This window comes from Flavobacterium chungangense LMG 26729, assembly GCF_000735715.2.
GTDB lineage: Bacteria > Bacteroidota > Bacteroidia > Flavobacteriales > Flavobacteriaceae > Flavobacterium > Flavobacterium chungangense.
In genome coordinates, this window is sequence record NZ_JASY01000005.1 from 74,228 (window position 1) to 98,347 (window position 24,120).

At 33.2% G+C, this 24,120-nt stretch carries 25 protein-coding genes; 9 read left to right on the plus strand and 16 right to left on the minus strand.

All coding sequences use genetic code 11. From position 1 onward, the window contains the following. Positions 1-53 precede the first annotated feature (53 nt). Positions 54-1,622, minus strand: coding sequence for a protein adenylyltransferase SelO (locus JE46_RS11215; RefSeq protein WP_031455373.1), 1,569 nt, complete (start codon positions 1,620-1,622; stop codon positions 54-56). Between the two features lie 6 nt (positions 1,623-1,628). Then, positions 1,629-2,162, minus strand: coding sequence for a peptide-methionine (S)-S-oxide reductase MsrA (gene msrA, locus JE46_RS11220; RefSeq protein ID WP_031455374.1), 534 nt, complete (start codon positions 2,160-2,162; stop codon positions 1,629-1,631). Positions 2,163-2,364: 202 nt separating this feature from the next. On the opposite strand from msrA, the gene JE46_RS11225 reads away from it, so the two are divergent. Further along, the gene (locus JE46_RS11225) at positions 2,365-3,837 is read left to right on the plus strand and encodes an aminotransferase class V-fold PLP-dependent enzyme (RefSeq protein ID WP_031455375.1); all 1,473 of its coding nucleotides are present in this window, start codon (positions 2,365-2,367) and stop codon (positions 3,835-3,837) included. A gap of 267 nt (positions 3,838-4,104) precedes the next feature. Here the strand turns inward: JE46_RS11225 and JE46_RS11235 are convergent, their stop codons facing one another. Next, complete coding sequence (locus JE46_RS11235; RefSeq protein WP_031455377.1) at positions 4,105-4,407, minus strand: hypothetical protein; 303 nt, start codon at positions 4,405-4,407, stop codon at positions 4,105-4,107. Positions 4,408-4,776: 369 nt separating this feature from the next. On the opposite strand from JE46_RS11235, the gene rpsA reads away from it, so the two are divergent. Together rpsA and JE46_RS11245 are read left to right on the plus strand one after the other, a co-directional pair. Beyond that, the gene (rpsA, locus tag JE46_RS11240) at positions 4,777-6,555 is read left to right on the plus strand and encodes a 30S ribosomal protein S1 (RefSeq protein WP_031455378.1); all 1,779 of its coding nucleotides are present in this window, start codon (positions 4,777-4,779) and stop codon (positions 6,553-6,555) included. 129 nt (positions 6,556-6,684) lie between these two features. Next, complete coding sequence (locus JE46_RS11245) at positions 6,685-9,309, plus strand: DUF7619 domain-containing protein (RefSeq protein ID WP_031455379.1); 2,625 nt, start codon at positions 6,685-6,687, stop codon at positions 9,307-9,309. Positions 9,310-9,388: 79 nt separating this feature from the next. Here JE46_RS11245 and JE46_RS11250 read toward each other — a convergent pair whose 3' ends face one another. Both JE46_RS11250 and JE46_RS11255 read right to left on the minus strand, forming a co-directional pair. Next, positions 9,389-9,913: a biopolymer transporter ExbD gene (locus JE46_RS11250; protein WP_031455380.1), complete on the minus strand. Its 525-nt coding sequence runs from the start codon at positions 9,911-9,913 to the stop codon at positions 9,389-9,391. 12 nt (positions 9,914-9,925) lie between these two features. Further along, positions 9,926-10,441, minus strand: a complete 516-nt coding sequence (locus JE46_RS11255; RefSeq protein WP_031455381.1) for an ExbD/TolR family protein — start codon at positions 10,439-10,441, stop codon at positions 9,926-9,928. A 212-nt stretch (positions 10,442-10,653) separates the two neighbouring features. On the opposite strand from JE46_RS11255, the gene JE46_RS11260 reads away from it, so the two are divergent. Continuing rightward, entirely contained in the window at positions 10,654-11,208 is a 555-nt protein-coding gene (locus tag JE46_RS11260) for a fasciclin domain-containing protein (protein WP_031455382.1), read from the plus strand. Between the two features lie 82 nt (positions 11,209-11,290). On the opposite strand, the gene JE46_RS11265 is transcribed toward JE46_RS11260, so the two are convergent. The 6 genes from JE46_RS11265 to JE46_RS11290 form a co-directional block, all read right to left on the minus strand. Then, positions 11,291-11,869: a PhnA domain-containing protein gene (locus JE46_RS11265; RefSeq protein ID WP_031455383.1), complete on the minus strand. Its 579-nt coding sequence runs from the start codon at positions 11,867-11,869 to the stop codon at positions 11,291-11,293. A 93-nt stretch (positions 11,870-11,962) separates the two neighbouring features. Next, positions 11,963-12,469, minus strand: a complete 507-nt coding sequence (locus tag JE46_RS11270; protein ID WP_157505908.1) for a hypothetical protein — start codon at positions 12,467-12,469, stop codon at positions 11,963-11,965. Positions 12,470-12,476: 7 nt separating this feature from the next. Continuing rightward, positions 12,477-12,938 carry a pantetheine-phosphate adenylyltransferase gene (coaD, locus tag JE46_RS11275; RefSeq protein ID WP_031455385.1) on the minus strand — a complete coding sequence of 154 codons (462 nt, stop codon included), beginning with the start codon at positions 12,936-12,938 and terminating at the stop codon, positions 12,477-12,479. Positions 12,939-13,019: 81 nt separating this feature from the next. After that, entirely contained in the window at positions 13,020-13,712 is a 693-nt protein-coding gene (locus tag JE46_RS11280) for a DUF421 domain-containing protein (protein ID WP_031455386.1), read from the minus strand. A 62-nt stretch (positions 13,713-13,774) separates the two neighbouring features. Next, entirely contained in the window at positions 13,775-14,377 is a 603-nt protein-coding gene (locus JE46_RS11285) for a zinc ribbon domain-containing protein (RefSeq protein WP_157505909.1), read from the minus strand. Positions 14,378-14,454: 77 nt separating this feature from the next. Further along, the gene (locus JE46_RS11290; RefSeq protein WP_031455388.1) at positions 14,455-15,426 is read right to left on the minus strand and encodes a D-alanine--D-alanine ligase; all 972 of its coding nucleotides are present in this window, start codon (positions 15,424-15,426) and stop codon (positions 14,455-14,457) included. Between the two features lie 433 nt (positions 15,427-15,859). Between JE46_RS11290 and JE46_RS11295 the strand changes: the two genes are divergently transcribed. The 4 genes from JE46_RS11295 to JE46_RS11310 all read left to right on the plus strand — a co-directional run bounded on the left by JE46_RS11295 (position 15,860) and on the right by JE46_RS11310 (position 18,853). Next, positions 15,860-16,483, plus strand: coding sequence for a PASTA domain-containing protein (locus JE46_RS11295; RefSeq protein ID WP_031455389.1), 624 nt, complete (start codon positions 15,860-15,862; stop codon positions 16,481-16,483). Then, positions 16,473-17,519: an RluA family pseudouridine synthase gene (locus JE46_RS11300; protein ID WP_031455390.1), complete on the plus strand. Its 1,047-nt coding sequence runs from the start codon at positions 16,473-16,475 to the stop codon at positions 17,517-17,519. Before JE46_RS11295 ends, JE46_RS11300 begins: the two co-directional genes overlap by 11 nt. Before the next feature lie 178 nt (positions 17,520-17,697). Then, positions 17,698-18,480 (plus strand): HipA family kinase, encoded by a 783-nt coding sequence (locus tag JE46_RS11305; RefSeq protein ID WP_031455391.1) that lies wholly within the window; start codon positions 17,698-17,700, stop codon positions 18,478-18,480. Next, a complete protein-coding gene (locus tag JE46_RS11310; protein ID WP_031455392.1) occupies positions 18,470-18,853 on the plus strand; it encodes a DUF3037 domain-containing protein in 384 nt (127 codons plus the stop codon). The genes JE46_RS11305 and JE46_RS11310 overlap by 11 nt, the downstream gene beginning before the upstream one ends. 292 nt (positions 18,854-19,145) lie before the next feature. On the opposite strand, the gene JE46_RS11315 is transcribed toward JE46_RS11310, so the two are convergent. Continuing rightward, complete coding sequence (locus tag JE46_RS11315; RefSeq protein WP_031455393.1) at positions 19,146-20,252, minus strand: pectate lyase family protein; 1,107 nt, start codon at positions 20,250-20,252, stop codon at positions 19,146-19,148. Between the two features lie 234 nt (positions 20,253-20,486). Here JE46_RS11315 and JE46_RS11320 point away from each other — a divergent pair, with 234 nt between their 5' ends. Next, positions 20,487-21,056 (plus strand): Crp/Fnr family transcriptional regulator, encoded by a 570-nt coding sequence (locus tag JE46_RS11320; protein WP_031455394.1) that lies wholly within the window; start codon positions 20,487-20,489, stop codon positions 21,054-21,056. A 391-nt stretch (positions 21,057-21,447) separates the two neighbouring features. Here the strand turns inward: JE46_RS11320 and JE46_RS11325 are convergent, their stop codons facing one another. From JE46_RS11325 to JE46_RS11340, 4 genes are all read right to left on the minus strand, one after another. Next, a complete protein-coding gene (locus tag JE46_RS11325) occupies positions 21,448-21,954 on the minus strand; it encodes a GNAT family N-acetyltransferase (protein ID WP_031455395.1) in 507 nt (168 codons plus the stop codon). An 84-nt stretch (positions 21,955-22,038) separates the two neighbouring features. Then, positions 22,039-22,677, minus strand: coding sequence for a hypothetical protein (locus tag JE46_RS11330; RefSeq protein ID WP_031455396.1), 639 nt, complete (start codon positions 22,675-22,677; stop codon positions 22,039-22,041). Positions 22,678-22,723: 46 nt separating this feature from the next. Continuing rightward, positions 22,724-23,203 (minus strand): hypothetical protein, encoded by a 480-nt coding sequence (locus JE46_RS11335; RefSeq protein ID WP_031455397.1) that lies wholly within the window; start codon positions 23,201-23,203, stop codon positions 22,724-22,726. Between the two features lie 156 nt (positions 23,204-23,359). After that, on the minus strand, positions 23,360-23,959 hold the full coding sequence (locus tag JE46_RS11340; RefSeq protein WP_031455398.1) for a hypothetical protein: 600 nt from the start codon (positions 23,957-23,959) through the stop codon (positions 23,360-23,362). Positions 23,960-24,120: the final 161 nt, after the last annotated feature.

The following is a 24,120-nucleotide window of genomic DNA, read 5'->3' on the forward strand; positions in this document are numbered from 1 at the left end:
TTAGAGATAAAAGGTTCTCGACTCCGCTGAACTGACAAAAGTTAATCTGCATTTTAAGAACTGCACGAAAGCATAGAGCATCCTACTTTTGACCTCGCCCAGTCTGGTCGTTTTGCAAACCATTTTTCGTATTCAGGCTGTTCGTCATAAGGATTTTTTAGTAATTCATATAATTCTGAAATTAGCGAATAATCTTCTTTATCAGCAGCATCAATAGCTAATTGCGCCATGTAATTTCGTAAAACATATTTAGGATTAACTGAATTTTGAAGTTCAATTCGTTCGTTATCTGAAGTGTTTTCGTGATTAAGACGCTGCATATAATCGGCAAACCATAATGACCAATTGTTTTTAATCGTGTCTTTGATTTCTTCCGGTTTGTAAAAAGCATCTTCAATAGCCTGCAGTGCTTTTTCTGCCGAATCGCCTTTTCTGATTTTGTTCAGATTACGATAAAAAATAGTCATATCGGTTTCTGATAATTGCAGATTTGATTCTAAATAGGCTATAAATTCAGCATCATTTTCTGATGGAGTTAATAATCCCAGTTTGGATAAAATCATTTTTGTGTAATCTGAATTGAAATCAGTAATGAACGATTCTAGTATTTTCTCTAAAGGCTCAGCTTCATTGATTAACGGATAAAGCGAATTAGCTAATTGAAACAAATTCCATTGTGCAACCTGAGGCTGGTTTCCAAAACGGTATCTTCTGTTTTGACTGTCGGTTGTATTCGGTGTCCAGTTTGGATCGTAATTTTCCAGCCAGCCATAAGGCCCGTAATCAATCGTTATTCCGTGAATAGACATATTATCGGTATTCATTACGCCATGAACAAAACCTACGCGCTGCCAGTGCAGGATCATTTCTCTGGTTGTATCAGCTACGGTTTTAAAAAACTGTAAATATTGTTCTTTTGGTTCTCCTTTAATTTCAGGGAAATAATGTTTGATATTGTATTCAACAAACTGCTTTAGATTCTTTAACTCATTTCGGGCAGTAAGCATTTCAAAACTTCCAAAACGTATGAATGATGGAGCGACACGGCATACAATAGCTCCTTTTTCGTAAGCCGGATTTCCGTTGTATAAAATATCACGTAATACTTCATCGCCGGATAAAATCAGCGAAAGTGATCTTGTAGTTGGAACGCCTAAATAATGCATCGCTTCGGCACATAAATATTCCCGAATAGATGAGCGTAAAACCGCCAATCCGTCTGCAGTTCGGGAATACGGAGTTTTTCCTGCTCCTTTTAGTTGTAAAGTAAAATATTGATTATTATGTTCAACTTCAGTTAAATTTATAGCTCGTCCATCGCCTAATTGTCCTGCCCAGTTGCCAAACTGATGTCCTGCATAACACATCGCATACGGACGTGTTTGCGACAGAATTTCTTTTCCTGAAAAAACATTTAAAAATTCTTCAGTGTGAATTTCATCTTTTGAGATTCCAACCAATTCCGCAACTTCTTCTGAAGCGTGAATTAGTTTAGGATTGGATGGTTTTGTTGGATTTACATACGAAAAAACTGCTTTGGAAACCTGACGAATTTCATTGGTTTCATCAGGATCTGCAGGCAATTCAGAGGTAAAACGATTGTGTGTTTTTAAATTTTTCATTCTGGTTTATTCTTTTAATTTATCAGCGTACATTTTTTTTAATTTGTACACTTTAGGATCGATAACCATTCGGCAATAACCTGCTTCGGGGTTGTCATTGTAATAATTCTGATGATCTTCTTCGGCTTCATAAAACACCTGAAAAGGTTTTAGTTGCGTTACAATTGGATCTGAAAAAACAGATTTTAATTCATTGAAAACCTGTTCAGCAATTGTTTTCTGTGTTTCATCATGATATAAAATAATAGAACGATATTGTGTTCCCTGATCGGCACCCTGACGATTAAGAGTTGTAGGATCATGGCTTGTCATGAAAATGGTAATTAAGTCATGGTATGAAATTATGTCAGGGTTAAAAACAACCTGTATCACTTCTGCATGTCCGGTTCTTCCGGTACAGACTTCTCTGTATGCCGGATTTTTAATCTGACCATCAGAATAACCGGATTTTAAGGTTTCAATTCCTTTTAAACGCTGGATTACAGCTTCAATACACCAAAAACAGCCACCACCAAAGGTTGCTACGGATAAATTTTTCATTTATTATTTTTTAGTTATCGATTTAGCCTATTAGTTATGTAGGGTAAATTAATAAATTGTTTGTAAAAAGGCGATTTTATTAAATATATTAAGGATATAATTTTGATTTGAAGTTTATTATTGATAAATCTGCAATTTTGGTAAAAAACAATATATTTGCTGTCAAATAAAAAGTACATCTAAGTACCGCAAAAATAATACCATGACTTTAGAAGCGTATTTTAATAATTTCCGAAAAAATATTATTGGAATTAATCAGGAATTTACTTCTCCTTACGGGAAAAAACAAATTATTTATACAGACTGGACGGCCAGCGGAAGGCTTTATCGTCCTATTGAAGAGAAACTTCTAAATGAATTTGGGCCTTTTGTGGCTAATACTCACACAGAAACGACTGTGTCAGGTACTGCCATGACAAAAGCATATCATCATGCCAGACATATTATCAAGCGTCATACAAACGCCAGTTCTGATGATGTTTTGATTACAGATGGTACCGGAATGACAGGTGTTATCAATAAGTTTCAACGAATTTTAGGATTGAAAGTTCCTGAAAACCTGAAAGCTTTTACCACTATTCCGGCAGAGAAAAAACCAATTGTTTTTATTTCACATATGGAGCACCATTCTAATCAGACTTCCTGGCTGGAAACGATTGCGGATGTTGAAATTATTCCGTGTTCTGAAACTGAAAAAGGGCTTTTTAGTCTGGATAATTTAAAAGAATTATTAGAAAAATACAAAGACAGAACAATCAAAATTGCCTCAATTACGGCATGTTCAAACGTAACCGGATTAAAGACGCCTTTTCATGATGTAGCAAAATTGATGCATCAGTATAATGGTGTTTGTTTTGTAGATTTTGCCTGTTCTGGTCCGTATGTTCAGATTGACATGCATCCTGAAGATCCGGAAGCCTATCTGGATGCTGTTTTCTTTTCACCGCATAAATTTTTGGGTGGTCCCGGAACTTCGGGAGTATTGATTTTTAATAAAAAACTATACAATAATATGATTCCGGATTGTCCCGGCGGAGGAACCGTTAGCTGGACAAATCCGTGGGGTGAGCATAAATATATCGATAATATCGAAGACCGTGAAGACGGTGGAACACCAGGTTTTCTACAAGTGATTAAAATAGCCCTTGCGATTGAGCTGAAAGAAGAAATGGGAATTGACAACATCCTGCAGCGCGAGCATGAAATTGTAGATTTTGTTTTTAGTGAGCTGAATCCGATTTCGAATATCAAAATTCTGGCGGGACATCATCAGGAAAGGTTAGGAGTAATTTCGTTTTTTATAGAGGACTTGCATTTTAATTTAGGAGTAAAATTACTGAATGACAGATTCGGAATTCAAACCAGAGGAGGCTGTAGTTGTGCGGGAACTTACGGGCATTTTTTACTGCATGTAGATCAGGAAACTTCGAATAAGCTGGTTGATGAAATTACGATTGGCGATTTAATCAAAAAACCGGGATGGATCAGAATGTCAATTCACCCAACGACAACGAATGAAGAAATTGCTTTTGTTTGTGAAAGTATTAAAGAACTCGCTGAGAATCACGAAAGCTGGAAACTGGATTATACTTATGATAAAAATACGAATGAGTTTGTGCATAAAAATGCTAATTCTTTTGAAGATGAATTGGTTGCTGGTTGGTTTAATTCTTAAGACTGAAAAAAAAATATATAAACCCGACAGGTTTTCAATACCTGTCGGGTTTGTTTTAATTAGTCTTTTTTAAATTCTGTTTCTAACCTTTAGAAATAATACCAAAAAGAAAATGTAAACAACAAAATAAATTTTTATTCTATTATTGTTTTCAATTTCTTCTGAAATATTAATATTTTTTTGATCTTCATAAGCAAATTTTGAAGTTTTATGATCTAATTTCCAAATATATAATGAATCTTGGTGGTCGGTCATGTATTCGTATATTTATTGCTCATACGATTGATGATTTAAAATGATTCCTTTTCTATCTTGATTGGTCAAGATACTTCCTTTATTGAAATAAAAAGTTGTAGATGTTGAAGTTGAAGAACTTTTTCCACTTCTGGAACTTGATATTTTTGTAGAATCAATTTTTACTTTTATCTTTTTAAACTGTTTTTCATGTTTAATGATTTTATAATTGTCTGTAAATTCAAAAATAAAAAGGAATGTCATAAAAGTTGAAAAAAGTAGTAACCCTATTAATAATAAGGATAATATACTTGACTTTGTATTTTCTTTTTTCATATTTGATACGATTTTTAGCTGTAAATATAGGAGGTTATATTAGAAATTTAGATTCAATACTTAATGGAGAATAAAACTTCTAATTTAGCCCCGATAGAGCGGTTATCCTTTTATGGCAGGGTTTGCCATAAAAGATAAGAGCGAAAGCGGGACTTTTGGTCTTGAAAAACCACAAAATCATGTGCTTCTGACCAATTAACTGATAATCATACCTGTTTTTGTTGGCTGTTACAAATAAATGTATTAATTTTGCAGTCCTTTTGGCAGAGAAGAGTTTCCATTAGGAATCAACTATTTATGTAAAACAACTTCTGTTTTTTTACTGCTTTATGAAACTCAGGGAAAACAGAATACAAATTTTTTATCAGCATGTCTGAACAATTAAAATCACAAGAAGAGTTTTTAGCAAATTTTAACTGGCATAACTTCCAAGAAGGAATCGACGCAGTAGATGAGAAAAACTTATTAGAGTTTGAAGAACTAGTATCAAAAACTTTCATCGCTACAGATCAGGAAGAAGTAGTTGAAGGTGTTGTTGTTAGAATTACAGATAGAGACGTTATCGTTGATATCAATGCTAAATCTGAAGGTGTTATTTCTTTAAACGAATTCCGTTACAACCCAAACTTAAAAGTAGGTGACAAAGTTGAAGTATTAATCGACATCCGTGAGGATAAAACAGGTCAGTTAGTATTATCTCACAGAAAAGCACGTACTATCAAATCTTGGGATAGAGTTATTGCAGCTAATGAAACTGGAGAAATCGTTAACGGTTTTGTTAAATGCAGAACTAAAGGAGGTATGATCGTTGACGTATTCGGTATCGAGGCGTTCTTACCAGGTTCTCAAATTGACGTTAAGCCAATTAGAGACTACGATGTATATGTAAACAAAATGATGGAATTCAAAGTGGTAAAAATCAACCACGAATTCAAAAACGTTGTTGTATCTCACAAAGCGCTTATCGAGGCTGATATTGAAGTACAGAAAAAAGAAATCATCGGTCAATTACAAAAAGGACAAGTATTAGAAGGTGTTGTTAAAAACATTACTTCTTATGGTGTGTTCATTGACTTAGGTGGTGTTGACGGATTAATTCACATTACTGACCTTTCTTGGAGCAGAATCAACCACCCAAGTGAAGTTCTTGAATTAGACCAAAAATTAAACGTTGTAATCCTTGATTTCGATGATGAGAAAACAAGAATTCAATTAGGATTGAAACAATTAAACGCTCACCCATGGGATGCTTTAGATGCTAATTTAACTATTGGTGATAAAGTAAAAGGTAAAGTAGTTGTAATCGCTGATTACGGTGCATTTATCGAAGTTGCTGAAGGTGTTGAAGGTTTAATCCACGTTTCTGAAATGTCATGGTCTACTCACTTACGTTCTGCTCAGGATTTCGTAAAAGTTGGAGATGTTGTTGAAGCTGTTATCTTAACTTTAGATAGAGATGACCGTAAAATGTCATTAGGTATCAAACAATTGACTCAAGATCCATGGACTGATATTACTTCTAAATACCCAGTAGGTTCTAAACATACAGGTATCGTTAGAAACTTTACAAACTTTGGTATTTTCGTAGAATTAGAAGAAGGAATTGATGGATTAATTTACATCTCTGACTTATCTTGGACTAAGAAAATCAAACACCCATCTGAATTTGTAAATGTTGGTGAAAAACTTGATGTAGTTGTATTAGAATTAGATGTTGACGGACGTAAATTATCTTTAGGTCACAAACAAACTACTGCTAATCCTTGGGATCAATACGAAGATTCTTTTGCTGTAGGAACTATCCACAATGGTGAGATTTCTGAAATCGTTGACAAAGGAGCTACTGTAGAATTCGGAGATGATATCGTTGCTTTCATTCCTACTCGTCACCTTGAAAAAGAAGACGGAAAGAAATTGAAAAAAGGTGATACTGCTGATTTCAAAGTAATCGAATTCAACAAAGAATTCAAAAGAGTAGTTGCTTCTCACACTGCTATCTTCCGTGAAGAAGAAGAGAAAAACGTGAAAGCTGCAACTGAAAATACTTCATCTAACTCTACTACTAATGCACCAGCTGCAACTTTAGGAGATAACAATGATGTATTGGCTGCATTAAAAGCTAAAATGGAAAAAACTGAGAAAAAATAATTCTTAGCTTTTTATAAATAGAAAGTCCCACAGCAATGTGGGACTTTTTTTGTTTTTATAATTTCTTTTTTAACAAATAAAGTTGTGTTATTGTTTTGAAAAGTTACTTTTGTGTGAAAATTTATATATATGAAGAAAATTTACTTTTTGGTTTTGAGTTTTTGTTTTTTTAATGGATTGAAGGCGCAAACTATTACTTTTGGAAGTGCCCCTTTCAAAGATAGATTACTTGCTGCCAGTACTACCAATGGTTACGCAAAAGACATAAATGGCAATAATATTGCTATTGATACAAACAGAAATAAGGAGATTGAGGCCTCAGAAGCATTAAATATTTATTTTTTGGAATTAGGAGGAACTTCAGCAACAATTTATAATTTACAAGGAATTGAGTTTTTTGCCAATTTAAGGACACTAAACTTTTATGGACAAAGAGTAACAGGAGATTTAAGATCATTAAAAAATCTGGAAAAATTAAATTGTGGAGGGGATTTAGTTACTACTCAACTTAATATTAACGGACTTAATTTAAAAGAATTGTATGCTGAATATAGCTCTACAATAATGCCTTATTTACTTGATAATGGTCCTACAGGGATCTCACAATTTACCAATCTGGAAGTTTTGTATTTGGGAAGCGATAAATTGACATCAATAAATCTTTCAGCACTAAAATCACTTAAAACGCTGGTTATTACAAAGACAAAAATAACAAACCTTGATTTAAGTGGTCTAAGTAATCTTGAAAGTGTAAATTGTAGTTACAATTTATTAACAAATTTAGATTTAACAAATTGTACAAGTCTTTTAAATCTAAATGCTGAAAATAATAAATTTACTACATTTTCATTTGGAAATAATTTTAAAATCGAATCCTTAAATTTGGCAAAAAACACTTTACTTGAAAATTTAAACATTAAAAATTTAGAAAAATTAAGAGTTATAGGTGTAAATAATTGTAGTTTGACAGAATTAGATTTATCTGATTTAGCATATCTTAATGGAATAAGCTGTAGTAGAAATAAATTGTCTAATCTAAATTTAAAAGGATGTGATAGCATACAAACTCTTTATTGTGATAATAATCAACTTCAAACTATAGATTTTTCTGCTTCTACAAAAATTTCATATTTTGATGGAGGAAATAATTTTTTTAAAACATTAGATTTTTCTAATTCCCTACTTGAGTATGTCAATTGTTCAAATAATATAAACTTAGAGTCTTTTTGTGTGAAAAACGGAAAATTAATGAATGAATCATATCTGAATTTTTCAGGCAACCCTAAGTTAAAATATATATGTGCTGATGATAAAGAAATTAACCTGATTCAAAATATGATTACCAATTATGGTTACACAGGATGTCATACAAACTCATATTGCAGCTTTACTCCTTCAAATGACTTTTATATAATTGAAGGAAGTCAGAAAATAGATTATAATAATAATGGATGTGATGCTTTTGATATTTCAATTCCAAATTTAAAATTTAAGATTACCAGTAATAATTCAGGTACATTTATTACTAATTCAGCGGGTAATTATTCACTTCCGGTTCCAAGTGGAACACACAGAATCACACCTGTTTTTGAAAATTCAAATTATTTCAGTATATCACCAACAACCGTGAATATTGTTTTTCCTGCTAGTCAAAGTCCATACATGCAAAATTTTTGTATTAAACCGAATGGTTCATATACTGATTTGGAAGTTTCACTTTTACCAATTGATGCAGCAAGGCCCGGGTTTGATTCTTCTTATAAACTTATCTATAAAAATAAAGGAAATACAATACAATCTGGTGGTGTAAGTTTAACTTTTAACGATGCAGTTATAGATTTTATTACTGCAGATCTGACTATCTCTAATCAAAATGCTAACAAACTATCTTGGAATTTCAGCAATCTTAAACCATTTGAAAGTAAAGAAATTACTTTTAAAGTTAAAGTAAACGCACCAACTGCAACTCCCGCAGTAAATAATGGAGATGTTTTGATTTTTACCGCAAACATAACTTCAGTTGCTACAGATGAAACACCTAAAGATAATACATTCACTTTAAACCAAACTGTAGTAGGTTCATACGATCCAAATGACAAAACCTGTTTAGAAGGTTCGATTATTACGCCAAGTTTAATAGGTGAGTATGTACATTACATGATCCGTTTTGAAAATACCGGAACTTATGCAGCACAAAACATCGTAGTAAAAGATATGATTGATTTATCAAAATTTGATATTTCTACTTTAATTCCAACCAGTTCAAGCCATTCTTTTGTAACTAAAATTTCAGAAGGAAACAAAGTAGAATTTATATTCGAAAATATCAATCTTCCTTTCGATGATGCCAATAATGACGGTTATGTTGCTTTTAAAATCAAAACTAAGCCAACGTTAAAAGTTGGAGATTCGTTTACTAACGAGGCTAATATTTATTTTGATTATAATTTCCCGATACTTACCAATAAAGCGACATCAAAATTTCAAACGACTTTAAGTAATCCAGATTTTGAGTTTTCTAATTATTTTACTTTGTATCCAAATCCTGCAAATAATGTTTTGAACATTAATGCTACTCAAAATATAGAAATACAATCATTAGCGATTTATGACATTTTGGGGCAATTGGTTATTGCGGTTCCAAATGCAAAATCGGTTTCTAATATTGATGTTTCAAAGCTTAGAACAGGAACTTACTTTATAAAGGTTAAATCAGATAAAGGAAGTTCAGGTATGAAGTTTATTAAAAACTAAACTATTAAGCAAAAAGTCCCGCATTACTGTGGGACTTTTGTTTTATGATTGGTTATTAGGAGTTCTTCTTGAAGTTTTATTATTTAGAAGCTAATAATTTTGTTTCTTCAGGAGTATAATAATCTACAATTGCATAAGAATTGATTCCTGTAATATTTATTTCATCAAGAATATTAACCAGATTTCCGTAATTAGATTTTTTACTCGGCTTGATGATTACTGTAACACCTATTTCAGGTTTTCCCATTCCGGCAGAGTATTGATGAACTTTTTTATCAATAATTAATAATTCTTTGCGTATTCCATCTTTTCCATATTCTACTTCTTTAGGTTTTTGAACAGGTGAGTATAGCAATCCCATGTAAGTAATCATTTTGTCATTATCATCGAGTAACACAGTTAAAATGCGATTTTCATCTGGTTTGCTGCAACCAGGTTCAGGACCGCAACCTCTGTCCCCATGTCCAAAGTCCATAATTTTCGGTTTGGCCAATTCAGTTGTAACCATAAAGAACACAATCAGTAAAAATGAAACGCTGACCATTGCTGTTAAATCAACTCTGGTGCTTAATTTTCTGCTTCTGACTTTTTTATTAATTTCCATAGATTTTGAATTTTAGTTCGCTGCTAATAGTTTGGTTTCTTCGGGAGTGAAATCATTATCAATTACATAAGTTTGAATTTTAGTAATTGCCATTTCATCCAGAATATCAACTAAGTTTCCGTAATTAGATTTATTACTTGGCTTTATGATTACGATTGGACCTTTATTTGGATCTCCAGTATAATTATAAATATTAATTTTTTTATTAGATAGTTCTTTACGAATACCATTTTTACCATACGAAACGTTTTTAGGATTTTGTAAAGGATTGTCTAATAAACCTTGATACGTTATTATTTTGTCATCATCGCCTAATAATATTGTGTAAATTCGCCCTGCGTTAATACATGCTATTGATCCACGACAGCTATTTTTTTCTGGCAAGCTGAAATCCATTACAGTCGGTTTCGCCAATTCCTTCGTAATCATAAAAAATATAATCAGTAAAAAAGAAATACTAACCATAGCGGTTAAATCAACTTTGGTATTTAGTTTTCGGCTTCTGACTTTTTTAGGCATATTTTCCATAAAAGATAGGTTTTGATTCTAAAGTTAATAATAAAATGAACATAAAAATGATGCATCTTTAGAAATTTGATAAAAAATAAAATAATTTATTAAATGCCTTGTTTACAAGGCTTACTGCTGGTATTTTGCATTTTTTGTTATCAGGTATTTTTCTTTTGAAAACCAAAATGGGTTTATCCCCGTAAATGACCTTATAACTTAAAACATTCATTATGAAAACTAGAAAATTTTTAGCAACAGCAGTTTTAGCTTTAGGATTTGCATTTACATCAAACGCTCAAAAAACAGTAATGGTAGGCGGAGCAGCGATGTATCCAAATAAAAATATTATTGAAAATGCGGTGAACTCAAAAGATCATACTACATTGGTTGCTGCTGTAAAAGCAGCAGGATTAGTAGAAACATTACAAAGCAAAGGTCCTTTTACCGTTTTTGCGCCTACAAACAAAGCCTTTGACAAACTGCCTGAAGGAACTGTTCAAACATTATTGAAACCTGAAAACATCAAAACATTACAAACTATCCTGACGTATCATGTTGTAGCAGGAAAAATGAATGCTTCGGATATTGCAAAAGCAATAAAAATGGGTAAAGGAAAAGCAACTCTTAAAACAGTTAGCGGCGGAACTTTAACTGCCTGGATGGACGGGAAAGATTTGTATATTTCTGATGAAAGCGGAAATAAATCGAAAGTTACCATTGCAGATGTTAATCAGTCAAATGGTGTAATACATGTAGTAGATACTGTATTGTTGCCAAAAATGTAAAATTATAATAAGGTTAATTGATTCTTTTACAAGTTTTTTAAGTCACCCTTTTGTTAATACAATAAAAGGGTGACTTTTTTAGTTATATCTTTTTAACGTATTGGGTAATGATTACAATTTGCTGACCATCCACTTTTCCTTCAATATATTCGGCATTTTCATGGTCTAAACGAATGTTACGAACAGCAGTTCCTTGCTTGGCCACCATGCTGGATCCTTTTACTTTTAAATCTTTGATTAAAACTACAGAATCTCCGTGTTCTAAAATAACACCGTTACTGTCACGGTGAATAATCTTGTTTTCATCATCTTCGCCTTCGCCGGTTGCCTTCGCCCATGCAAGCGTATCTTCGTCTAAGTACATCATATCTAATAATTCCTGAGGCCAGCCGGCAGCACGCATACGGCTTAACATTCTCCAGGCTACGACTTGAACAGCAATATTTTCATTCCACATGCTGTCGTTTAAACACCTCCAGTGATTTAAATCGACATTATCCGGGTTTTCTATTTGGTCAATACAAATGCTACAGGCTAATACAGCTTCATCAATACCGCCTTTTTGAGTGGGTAAAACGGTATACACTTTTAGGTTTTCTTCAGCGCTGCAAAGTTCACATTTAGATCCGCTGCGTTTATTTAATTCTCTTTCGATGCTCATTTTTTAGTGTTTGTTTGAAAGGGCGAAAGTAGTTTTAATTTATGTCGTAGGCAAATTTAGGCTTGATGTTTACATGTTGAAAAAATCATAAATTTATTTTTGTAATTCTTGTAAAAGAGAATAATGTGCTGTTTTTAAAGATCTAATTAAGTTTTTTTTCTCAGATCCACCGGACATATTCTTGTAAAGACCGACTTTTTTATAAATTTTATTCCCAATTTTATAGTTAATTGTAGATACCATTGTCGCAGAGGATAAATCAAACATCCAAGAAATATCAGTTATTTCAGCTTCAACATTAATATCGGAAACATTGGCTGTTTGATTTTTAAAATACTTTACTTTTAAATTAATTTTAGTTTCTTTAGCTAATTGTGCTACTGATTCATTAAAAGTTTCATTTATATCAGGTCTTCTTTCAATACCTGCTCTAGGGCCTGATTTTTTAATGTTTTTTACACTATTCTCATTAATTGAAAATACAATTGTTTTACCATTAAAATATTCCTGATTGAGGTTGTTTTTTGAAAAATTACTTTTAGTTGCACAGCTAAATAGACTGAGCATTAATAAACAGAGTATTATTTTTTTTAATTTCATATAATATTTATTTCTTAGCTATTCTTACCGCATCCGGAACCAGCATTTCATATTTACCGTTATTACGTAATACATCACGAACAATACTTGAACTGATAAAGGAAGTTTGTGCAGCAGTCAGTAAAAAGATGGTTTCAATTTTAGATAAACGTCTGTTGGTGTGGGCAATGGCTTTCTCGAATTCGAAATCTGCCGGGTTTCGCAATCCTCTTAAAATAAAATTTGCTTTTAGTTTATGACATAAATCTATTGTTAAGCCTTCGTAAGTAATTACAGAAATCTTGGGCTCATCTTTAAAAGTCTCTTCAATGAAACGTTTTCTTTCTTCAAGTGAAAACATGTATTTTTTTTCGGCATTCACACCAATTGCAATTACAATTTCATCAAAAAGAGAAATCCCTCTTTTTATAATATCTTCGTGTCCCAATGTGATCGGATCAAACGATCCAGGAAATATAGCTTTTTTCATTTTTTCATTTTTGAAATTCAGGTTTCAGCAAACAGAGCTCAATTTTTTTATTGAATTTTGAGTTTGATATTGATATTGAATCTAGGTTATTCGCAACGTATTTATTGAAGCGACCCATTCGTCCTTTTGACAGATTTTGCATTTTGCAGTTCCTGATTTTTGTTTTTCAGTATGTCCACAGAAACTACAGGAGTAAGTTCCTTCTCTTGGAATAATTTTGTTTTTTTCAGTAAATAAAGCGGGTAATATTGGTAATCCGTATCCGACTTCTTTGTCGTCATAGTAAAAAACACTTATTTCGCCGCTGGGTTCTATAAATGCATGTTTTACCTGTCCTAAATGTTCGATAGATTTTACCCGAAGTTCTGAGAAAAATTCATCCTGAGCCAATGTTTCTTTTTTGAAACTGGTTACAGAAAATTTCCCGTTATTAATAAGGCACTCAGTTTTACCTTCAATAAATTCTTCAAATTTTTTGCTTTTTCCGGTCAGCCAGGTAACAGTGCGATACAAAACGATTATAACTAAAAAAACGATTGCAGCCGGTACAATGCCAACATCTTCGTAAAACATTGGGTCTCCCGCTGCAGAACCTAGAGCAATTACAATTACGGTTTCAAAAATCGATAATTGTTTTACGCCTCGTTTTCCGGCGAGTTTTAAGGTCAGCAGTAAAATGATGAACATTACGGTTGAACGAAATATGACTTCCAGAAGAAATACTCCCGGTAATTCATTAAATAGCAATCTATTCCATTCGAAGATTTCTTTCATTTGTTGAGGTGCTAAGGTTCTGAGGAACTAAGTTACTGAGTTTTTATTGGAAAATTAAACTATTATTTTCGCCTTATTTTTATTATTTCATCTTCCTGATAAAGTTTTAAAATATCTTTTCTGGAATAATACACTTTTTGATCTGAAAAATTTTCTGGTTTATCCAAATCATCGATTTCGTATGGCATATAGGCCTCAAAATCATTATGGGTAGTATAAATGCTGTCTTTGGTTACTTTGTCAATTCTCATGTTCGAATAATAACCGTTAGAGAACTTTAAATTATAAACGTCCCCCTCAATTGGATTTTTTATTAGAATACTGGTCTCGTCCTTTTCTTCAAAATAATTACTGATTGAAAAAATAATGAATGCAACTAAAATAATGGAACCCAAAAACATCCAGGGTGTAGCATCTAATTTTTCATTTCTCAGTTTTAGTTGAATACTTTCAGGTAAATCTTCGTAATCAAAATTTTCATCGCAATGATTACAATTAATAAAAACCGTTTTACCAACCGGAAACAAAGGAACTAAGGTAAGAGAAATATATTTTCTGTAAATACTAAAATGCAATGTGTTTTCTTCGTTACATTTTGGACATTTTTCGTTTAAAATTATTCCATTTTTTATGTTTGAATCCCGGGTTCCAACTAAAATCATCATAAATCAATGTGTGACATTTTATTAAAAAAATGAGGTGCTGAAATTTTAGAATCTTAGCACCTCATTATCTTAGCATCTTATACAAGTGCCAGTTCAATTGCATTTGTAAACAAATCTTCAAGAGATATTCCGGCTGCTTTGGCTTGCTGCGGAATTAAGCTTTCTGTTGTTAATCCCGGAATAGTGTTCATTTCCAGCATGTGTGGTTCGTTGTTTACGATAATGAATTCGCTTCGTGAGAATCCTTTCATTTTCAACACTTCATAAGCACGTTTGGCTGTTTCGCCAATTTTTTGTGTCAGTTCATCTGAAATTCTCGCAGGAGTGATTTCCTGAGATTTGCCTTCGTATTTGGCTTCGTAATCAAAGAAATCATTGTCTGATACGATTTCGGTAATTGGCAAAACGATAATTTCGCCTTTGTAATTGATAACGCCAACAGAAACCTCAGTTCCGTCAAGGAAACTTTCGATGATGATTTCGTTGTCTTCTTTGTAAGCTACTTCAATAGCGATTGGCAATTCGGCTTCGGTTTTTACTTTTGAAATACCGAAACTTGAACCTGCTTTGTTTGGTTTTACGAAGCAAGGCAAACCTACTTTTTTTACGATTTCGGCTGTATTGATTTCGTCTCCTTTATTTAGGTAATAAGAGATGGCTGTTTTGATTCCGTATGGTTTTAAAACCGATAATAAATCACGTTTATTGAAGGTTACGGCTGCCTGATAATAATCGCAGGAAGTTTGTGGAATCCCTAACAATTCAAAATATGCCTGCATGAGTCCGTCTTCGCCCGGAGAACCGTGAATCGCGTTGAAAACACAGTCAAATTTGATTTTTTCTCCGTTTACAGTAACTGAAAAATCATTTCTGTCAATTGGAAATTCAGCATCGTTTTCGTCTACATAAACCCATTTTTCTTTGAAAATATGAATTCGGAATCCGTTGTATTTTGTTTTGTCAAGGTATTGTTTTACAACGTTTCCGCTGATTAGAGAGATTTTATATTCGCTTGAATATCCGCCCATGATGATGGCTATGTTTTTCATTTTATATTTTTGTTTCAGGTTTATTCTTAGTTTTTATTTGTTTGCTACGCCAATTCGGCTAAAGCCTCGTGTCATGTTTTACAATTTCTTTTTTGTCAGACTGAGCGGAGTCGAAGTCCCCGCAAAGTGATTCGCATATAGGACTTCGACTCCGCTCAGTCTGACACCATTGTCAATAATAGTGACGAAAATGCTCTTATGAAACCAAAAGCCCTAGCCCTGATGGTAGCAGCATCCTTTTGTGCAGTCCCGATAGCTATCGGGAGGCGCAAAAGATACAGCGGACAGCAGGAAACAGCTTCTGAAAATTGAAATTTCAATAATCTTTGTTTTCAACATTAATAACATCGTGTTACTTTCTTGCTTAAAACAAAATTATCATTTTTTTTCAAACGAAATAGCTTTATCTTTGCGTTCATCTAAAAATAAATTTATGAGTTTACGTAAGTATTTAACGAGCCGTGTGTTTTTTTTACAAGTGTTGGGTGCAGCTGCTATTATTGCGGTTCTGGGTTATTTGTTTATGCATTGGCTAACGTTTACAACAGATCATGGACATGAAATTGCAGTTCCGAATTTAGCTAAACTAACGGAAGAACAAGTAGAAGAAAAACTGGATGAGCTGGATCTGGATTATGTGCTTTTGGATAGTGTTGATTATAGAAGCGAGTTTCCTAAATTTAGTGTAGTAGAGCAGGATCCATTGCCGGGAACGATGGTGAAAGTAGGAAGAAAAATATATATAAAAATTAATGCATCGGGATTTTCGTCTGTTCGAATTCCGGATTTAATTGATAAAACGTATCGTGAAGCAGTTCCAACACTGAAAGCTTTAGGACTTCAGGAAGGAACGATTACGTATATTCCGAATCTTGGAAAAGATATGGTTTTGGAACTTCGCTATAAAGGCAGAAACCTGAAAGCAGGAGACAGAGTGCTGAAAGCGTCTAAAATCGATTTGGTTTTAGGTGACGGAAAAGCAAGTTATGTAGATGAAAGTGAGGCTGTAGACAGTACTGCTGCGCCAATTGAAGAAACCCCAACTGATGAACAATAATAGTGAAGAAAATTTAGATCTGGAAGACGAATTATTCGAACATTTCAGGTTTGATGTGCCTAAAGGTCAGGCGCTGTTGCGTATTGACAAATATTTGATGAATATGATTCCGAATGCAACCCGGAATAAAATTCAGAATGCTGCCAGTGAAGGAAGTGTTTTTGTTAATGAGATTCCGGTAAAATCAAATTATAAAGTAAAACCTTTTGATATCATTACGGTAATGTTATCGCATCCTCCGTTTGAAAACAGAGTAGATCCGGAGGATATTCCGTTGGATATAGTTTATGAAGATGAGGCGCTTTTGCTTATCAATAAACCACCCGGATTGGTAGTGCATCCCGGACATGGAAATTATACAGGAACTTTGGTGAATGCTTTGGCATTTCATTTTGAAAATTTACCAATGAACAGCAGTGAACGCCCTGGTCTGGTTCACAGAATTGACAAGGATACATCAGGACTTTTGATTATAGCTAAAACGGAAGCAGCCATGACACATTTGGCCAAACAGTTTGAAGCTAAAACGACGGAACGTGAATATGTCGCTCTTGTTTGGGGAAATGTTGCTGAAGAAAGCGGAACCATTGAAGGAAATTTAGCCAGACATTTAAAAGACCGCATGCAAATGGCGGTTTTTGCTGATCCTGAAATTGGAAAGCCTGCAATTACACATTATAAGGTTTTAGAACGCTTTGGTTATGTGACTTTGATTTCGTGTCGTTTAGAAACAGGAAGAACACACCAGATTCGTGCGCACATGAAACACATTGGTCATCCGTTGTTTAATGATGAGCGTTACGGGGGGCATTTGATTTTGAAAGGAACGACTTTTACCAAATACAAACAATTTATAGAGAATTGTTTTAAAGCTTTGCCACGTCAGGCGCTGCATGCTAAAACCCTTGGTTTTGTACATCCAAATACAAAAGAATTGATGCGTTTTGACACCGAATTGCCTCAGGATTTTCAGGATTGCCTTGAAAAATGGCGTAATTATTCGAAATCACATCATGTTGAGGATGAGGAGGAATAATTAGATAATGAGGTAATTAGTCAATTAGATTACATACTTAAATATTGAAAGCTCCTGATGGAGCTTTTATTTTTTTGTGAATTGTGGGAATTTTGAAATAAGAAGTATAAAGTTCTAATTTCTTAAATGAGTAAGTTTGTAGTTATAAAGTACTGCTTATGAAATATATTTTACCTGTATGAAAAATAACTTCGATCTTAGAACGGTAAATGTTACGCGTTATATCACGCCTTTGCGCGAGGGAGGTTCTTTACCTGCTTTGGCGGAAGCCGATGACGATTTTAAATATGTCCTGAAATTTAAAGGGGCAGGTCACGGGGTAAAAGCTTTGATTGCCGAATTGATTGGCGGACAAATTGCAAAAGCCTTAAAACTCCAGCTGCCGGAATTGGTTTTTGCCAATCTGGATGAAGCTTTTGGACGTACCGAAGCCGATGAAGAGATTCAGGATTTACTGCAGGGAAGTCAGGGATTAAATCTGGCACTTCATTTTTTGTCAGGTGCCATTACTTTTGATCCGGTCGTAACAACTGTTGACGATAAGCTGGCCTCACAAATTGTCTGGCTCGACGCTTATATTACCAATGTCGACCGTACTTTTAAAAATACCAATATGCTGATCTGGCATAAAGAACTATGGCTGATCGATCATGGTGCGTGTTTGTATTTTCATCATTCCTGGAATAACTGGGAACAGCATGCCAAAAGTCCGTTTGCATTGATTAAGGATCATGTATTATTGCCTCAGGCTTCACTTTTAAAAGAAGTTGATGCCGAATTCAGAGCACTTTTAACTCCGCAAATAGTAGAAGAAATAGTTAATACGATTCCGTTGGAATGGCTGCAGTGGGAAGATACAGATGAAACTCCTGAAGCCTTGCGAAATGTATATTTACAGTTTTTGCAGACCCGATTAAATCATTCCGAAATTTTTGTAAATCAGGCTCAAAATGCAAGATAGTCACTTATATGAGTATGCCGTAATTCGTGTGGTGCCAAGGGTAGAGCGCGAAGAGTTCCTGAATATTGGAATCATTTTGTTTTGCAAAAAAGCCAAATTTATAAAAGTATTATCACATATTGATGATGCGAAAATACAAGCCCTTTCGAATGATTTTGATGTAGAACAATTGCACTGCAATATAACAGCACTTAAGAAAATTGCAACCGGAGACAAGGACGGCGGACCCATTGGAGAAATGGATATTCCATCGCGTTTTAGATGGCTGACAGCGATTCGAAGTTCTGCCATTCAAACCTCAAGGCCACATCCCGGAATGTGTGAAGATCTGGAAAAAACAATTCAGCGTTTGTTTGAGGATTTGGTTCTTTAACTTTTAAGGTTTAAAGGTTTTCTCTAAAGACTCACTGTTGTGTGTCTGACAGAATATTTGAAAATCGTACAAAGTTTTATCTACAGATTAAATGGGTAAAAATGACTTTTATTTCATCAGATTAAATCTTTTTAAAATCCTCCGTTAAACAAAAAAGCACTTAAAAGACTATATAACTGTAAAATAAACACAAGAAACTTATTTTAATTTAAGGCTAAAATAAAAAAACCACGAACTGCACAACTGCAATCCGTGGTTAAAAACGAAACTAATTTTTTCTATTTTGGTTTCATTAGAATGAACCGCAAATGTTACCGCCTAAAGTAGCTCCCGCATTAGAAGAAATATCTGCTTTGACAGCTGTTTTATTAAGTTTTACAATAGTATAAGGAGGTGTAAAAGCTGTTTTGTTACCTGCTTTATTTCCTGTTGTATTTGTGAAAACATTGTCGGTTTCAGTAACAGCAGTATAACCACTCATTAAATCGATTGGCGTTTTTACACCTTCAAAAACGTTGCTTTCTATACGAATATCAGCTTCAACACCGGCAGCAATACATTTGTTGCTTACAGTACTATTGAAGAAATTGTTAACCAAATGCACTTTTCCAAAACGAACTCTAGGCATTCTTTCTTTACATCCCGGAGCCCACCAGCATCTTGCAAAAGTGATTCTTAATTTTCCACGATCGGCTGTTGCACCATCGCTTGAACCAATTAAATTTGAATATCTGTGATCATCAGAACCTCCTGATCCACCAGCTTTTGGTGCTTTTAGGTAATGAAATTTAGAATACGTAACCGAAATATAATCAGATTTGTTTTTGATGTCGAAGTTTCCGTCAACACCATCTCTAAATTCGCAGTGGTCAACCCATACATTTTGGCAGTCGTCTAAGATAGCATTGTCCCAGCCATCTGTATCATAAGCACCAGGACCTTCAAAAATTAAGTTTCTGATGATTAGATTTTTACATCTTTTGATGTTAATGATACCGGAACCGTCTTTAGTTTGATTATTAGAAACCAATTTTGCTCCGCTTGCTCCGTAAATAGTTTTTCCGGTTTGATCCTGTAATGATAATCTTGTTGTAACGGTAATAGTTCCGGAAACTTTAATAACTTTTACCGAACTGCTTTCGATTGCAGATTTCAACTCAGCATAAGTTGTAACAACTTTTTCAGCTGCAGAACCTCCTCCGGTTGTGTTTCCGTTTTGTGAAGCCCAGCCAGGTACTTCTGAGCAATTTCCGATTTTTGATGTCGAAATACTACCTGTTTCAATGTTTCCTTCAATAGTTGCTGCTTCATTTGATGAAGCAATTTCTTCAGAATTACACGCTGTAAAACAGAAAACTACTGCAGTTAAAAAAATGGATAATGTTGATTTAAATTTCATAATGTAAGTTTGGGGGTTTATAAATATTTAACAGTACAAATCTCTATATATCATTTTGTAAAAAAAATGAATAAGTTCAAACTTTTGTAAAAAAAATAAGCTAAATAGTTTTTTTAACAATTGTTGATTTACAAAAAAGAACAAATAATATACTTTTGCGTAATCGATTACACTGTTTTTTCCCCCGAATCTGACAGTTATCGAAAAACCACGTTTACTTAAAAAAATATAAACATGTACAACCTACTAAGAAAAAGCATTGAGCGAAAAATTCCGCTCACTGATCAGGAATGGGACATTATTGTCTCAAAAACACAACTTATTAAACTAAAAAAGAATCAATTTCTTCAAATTCAAAATTCCTACAACAGTTATCAGGGATTTATTTTAAAAGGACTGTTTAAAACGTACGCGTTAAACGAAAATGGAACCGAAAGCGTTATTTTCTTTTCGTTTGAAAACGAATGGATGTGTGACCTGCAGAGTTTTTATCATCAAAAACCCACCACGTATAATATTAAAGCTATTGAAGATAGCGAAATAGTAGTCATCAATAAAGAAGAAAAAGCACAGCTGTTTGCAAAAGTACCTAAACTCTTTCAGTTTCATGTACTAATGATCGAAAGTGCCAATGTAGCTATTCAGGAGCGCCTTCTTGATGTTTTAAATAAAACTTCCAAACAGCGTTATCTCGATTTTAAGGAGCGTTATCCTCACAAGGTGCAGAAAATAAATAATAAAAATTTGTCTTCGTATCTTGGAGTCTCTCATGAGTTTTTATCAAAGATTAAGAAAAGATGCTAAGTTTTTGATATACAGATTAGTTTAAGTTTTTATATATAAAAAAATCCCGCGAAGTCACAAAGTTTTATTTCACGCAGATTCTGCAGATTTGAGCAGATTTTGCAGATTTGAGCAGATTTAAAAAAAGATAATCTGCTTAAATCTTTTTTAAATCTGCGTGAAAAAACTTTGCGCATCTATTTGTAGCCAGTAACGAATTAAAAATAGCCAACTAAAGGATCGAAATAAATTTTATTTTCACGCAGATTTTGCAGATTTGAGCAGATTTAAAAAAGATAATCTGCTTAAATCTTTTTGAAATCTGCGTGAAAAAACTTTGCGCCTTTGCGAGATTTAAAAAAAAAATTTGCGAACCTCTGCGTAACCCTTTGCGAATCTCTGCGGTAAAACTCTAAAGTTTCTTCTCTAAAAATATAAACTCCAATGGTTCATCAGAAACCGTAACATGAATTCCGCTTTCCGGAAAAGCTTCACGCGCACCCGTATCCACATAACCATGGCGTTTGTACCAGGCAATAAGTTCCTCACGAACAGAAATAACGGTCATGATAATACTCGATAACCCCAAAGCTTTCGCCTGATTTTCGGCTTCTGCCAAAAGCTTTTTCCCGATGCCCCTGTTTTGAAGTTTTGGCGATACGGTCAGCATTCCTAAATACAATTGATGTTCTTTCTCGACCAATAAAACCGAACCGATAATCGTATTATTCTCTGTAAACTTCAGAATCGTATTTTTTGGATCCAGAAAGATTTCGGTCATTTCTTGTTCGTCGGTTCTTTTTCCTTCGAGTAAATGCGCTTCGGTTGTCCAGCCTTTTTTGGAGGTTTCGCCTCTGTAAGCCGAATTGATTAAAGTTACTAATGGCGGAATATCTTCGAGTAATGCTTTTGTAATCATTTTTTTGTGAAATGTAAATTGTAAAATGTCAGATGGCGAGTTAGATTTTAAACAAAAGTTGGGGACGATGAAGTAAAATTGAAACTACTGTTTCTTTAATCTGTTCTCAAATTTTGATTTTTTCCAGGCATCAATCATTGTTTTCTTATCTTCCTCATTATTATAATTAATATTCACACCAAAATCATAACCATTTATCAGTTTGCTGTATAAAATTTGATTAAGAATTACTTTTCCGTCCGGAGCATAAATTGTAGTGTAAAAAGTATTGAATTTAATTCCTTGGATTATTTCTTTTCCTGATGAAGAATCTACTTTTATACCCTGATCAACATAGGTTTGATAAATTAATGCATTTAAATCTTTATTAGTTTGTTCATATTGCCCGGAAAAATCCTCTTTGAATGGCTCTGATGTTGAAGCGAACAAATTAAATTGATTTTTTTGGAAACTAATTAAGTGTTTTAAAGACTTCAAATCCATCTTTTGTCCTGATGATTTTTCTATTGCTTTTTGCCCTTTTTCTTCCTGTTGCTCTGTGATATCTTTTGAAACAATTGACCAGCCAGTTGGAACTCGAATCTCCCAGCCAATTTCTCTACTTTTATATATTTCTCCTTTTAAAGTTCCTTCGTCAACTTGTTTATTTGGGTCTTTTCTATCGCATGAAAATAATAATAATGAAATAGTGTATATCAATAATGTTATTCGGGATAATCTCATATTATATTTTTTTAAAATTATTTATTTAGGTTTTTATATTGTGATATTATTCAAAAATACCCCACACATGTTTGGAGTCTACAATTGCATTTGGATTTTTTTTGATCTTGTCTAAAAACCAATCGAATTTACCATAATTACTTCGAACCTTATAGCTTATTTTACCGCCGTAATCATTGATAATTATTTTCCAGACTCTTCTTTCATTAATCACAATATTGGTTCTTCTTACCTCAATAATAGTAGAAATATCATGTTTGATTACAGGCTCATTTAATTGAATGCGGTATAAATTTTCTTTATCAAAATAAAAAACCGGCTTTGGAAACAAATACATTTCTAAACCAAACAGAAAGTATTTCGGGCGTGCAGATATCCTTATAAGTGATTGTAAATCAATATCTGTTCTTTTTTTAAACTCAATAGTTCTTTGTTCCTGGTAATATTCAATGAAAGCCAATATTCGTTTATAATTTAAAATTAAAATGAGTATTACGGCTATAAGAACGAGAATTTTTATGTTCATAATTTGGTTTAATGTTTTATTTTTTGATTAAAGCAATTAGGGTCAAACATAAGAAACTATTCCTAAATAAAAACTATAAACTGCACTAAGATAATCGGTGTAATTGTGGTTTTAAATTTATAGAAAACATCAAATTTATATCGGACAAAATGAATATTACTCAATCGAGCTGATTTTTATATGCTCAAATAACCTTCCTGTATTGGGTAAAAAGTAGAATCCATTTTTATTGAGTTTGTAGAAAGCATCTTCAGACTGAATAGAAGAAATTTGCTTAAGCGTATTGTTTTCAAAAAAGTAAATACCTTCAGATTTTGGAAGTTGTTTTATTTTTAAGCTTTTTGGTACAGAATCAACACTAAGTTTTGCCCCTACATCAGAAACTGAATACACAGAATTCCCTTTTTTATTATCTTCATAATGTTCAGAATAAAACCAAATACCATTTTTCTGAAAGCTGCCAGTATCTGAATCTGATTTTAATGGTGGAGCGTAAGCAATGATTACAGAATCATTTTCTAAATAACAATTTGTATCAAAAACAAAATAGGATTTATCTTTCTTGCACAATATTTGACTGATCTGCGGATATCTCGAATTTTGCCCCATTGTAATTAATAAATTTTCTTTACTCAATAAAGTATCGATAGTTTTATATTCTGAATATGTTTCTAAATCGACTTTCTTATAATTATTATTTTTCTCAGAACAGGAGAATAACACTATAGCTAAAAATAATAAAGCAGTTTTTTTCATTTTATAATCAATTGGAAGGGGACAAAAAATATTTTTTTAAATGTATTAAATATTTAACTAATGAAGTCCTAATCTTCGTACTTACTTTTTGTTTATTAATAACACATTCAATTTGTGTTGGGGACGTAGAAATAATTTTTAGATTTGTTTAATTGTAAACT

Coding starts and splice junctions, on each gene's coding strand:
- JE46_RS11215 (WP_031455373.1), bottom strand. CDS start 1,622: ATGAAAAATTTAAAAACACACAATCGTTTTACCTCTGAATTGCCTGCA.
- msrA (WP_031455374.1), bottom strand. CDS start 2,162: ATGAAAAATTTATCCGTAGCAACCTTTGGTGGTGGCTGTTTTTGGTGT.
- JE46_RS11225 (WP_031455375.1), top strand. CDS start 2,365: ATGACTTTAGAAGCGTATTTTAATAATTTCCGAAAAAATATTATTGGA.
- JE46_RS11235 (WP_031455377.1), bottom strand. CDS start 4,407: ATGAAAAAAGAAAATACAAAGTCAAGTATATTATCCTTATTATTAATA.
- rpsA (WP_031455378.1), top strand. CDS start 4,777: ATGTCTGAACAATTAAAATCACAAGAAGAGTTTTTAGCAAATTTTAAC.
- JE46_RS11245 (WP_031455379.1), top strand. CDS start 6,685: ATGAAGAAAATTTACTTTTTGGTTTTGAGTTTTTGTTTTTTTAATGGA.
- JE46_RS11250 (WP_031455380.1), bottom strand. CDS start 9,913: ATGGAAATTAATAAAAAAGTCAGAAGCAGAAAATTAAGCACCAGAGTT.
- JE46_RS11255 (WP_031455381.1), bottom strand. CDS start 10,441: ATGGAAAATATGCCTAAAAAAGTCAGAAGCCGAAAACTAAATACCAAA.
- JE46_RS11260 (WP_031455382.1), top strand. CDS start 10,654: ATGAAAACTAGAAAATTTTTAGCAACAGCAGTTTTAGCTTTAGGATTT.
- JE46_RS11265 (WP_031455383.1), bottom strand. CDS start 11,869: ATGAGCATCGAAAGAGAATTAAATAAACGCAGCGGATCTAAATGTGAA.
- JE46_RS11270 (WP_157505908.1), bottom strand. CDS start 12,469: ATGAAATTAAAAAAAATAATACTCTGTTTATTAATGCTCAGTCTATTT.
- coaD (WP_031455385.1), bottom strand. CDS start 12,938: ATGAAAAAAGCTATATTTCCTGGATCGTTTGATCCGATCACATTGGGA.
- JE46_RS11280 (WP_031455386.1), bottom strand. CDS start 13,712: ATGAAAGAAATCTTCGAATGGAATAGATTGCTATTTAATGAATTACCG.
- JE46_RS11285 (WP_157505909.1), bottom strand. CDS start 14,377: ATGATGATTTTAGTTGGAACCCGGGATTCAAACATAAAAAATGGAATA.
- JE46_RS11290 (WP_031455388.1), bottom strand. CDS start 15,426: ATGAAAAACATAGCCATCATCATGGGCGGATATTCAAGCGAATATAAA.
- JE46_RS11295 (WP_031455389.1), top strand. CDS start 15,860: ATGAGTTTACGTAAGTATTTAACGAGCCGTGTGTTTTTTTTACAAGTG.
- JE46_RS11300 (WP_031455390.1), top strand. CDS start 16,473: ATGAACAATAATAGTGAAGAAAATTTAGATCTGGAAGACGAATTATTC.
- JE46_RS11305 (WP_031455391.1), top strand. CDS start 17,698: ATGAAAAATAACTTCGATCTTAGAACGGTAAATGTTACGCGTTATATC.
- JE46_RS11310 (WP_031455392.1), top strand. CDS start 18,470: ATGCAAGATAGTCACTTATATGAGTATGCCGTAATTCGTGTGGTGCCA.
- JE46_RS11315 (WP_031455393.1), bottom strand. CDS start 20,252: ATGAAATTTAAATCAACATTATCCATTTTTTTAACTGCAGTAGTTTTC.
- JE46_RS11320 (WP_031455394.1), top strand. CDS start 20,487: ATGTACAACCTACTAAGAAAAAGCATTGAGCGAAAAATTCCGCTCACT.
- JE46_RS11325 (WP_031455395.1), bottom strand. CDS start 21,954: ATGATTACAAAAGCATTACTCGAAGATATTCCGCCATTAGTAACTTTA.
- JE46_RS11330 (WP_031455396.1), bottom strand. CDS start 22,677: ATGAGATTATCCCGAATAACATTATTGATATACACTATTTCATTATTA.
- JE46_RS11335 (WP_031455397.1), bottom strand. CDS start 23,203: ATGAACATAAAAATTCTCGTTCTTATAGCCGTAATACTCATTTTAATT.
- JE46_RS11340 (WP_031455398.1), bottom strand. CDS start 23,959: ATGAAAAAAACTGCTTTATTATTTTTAGCTATAGTGTTATTCTCCTGT.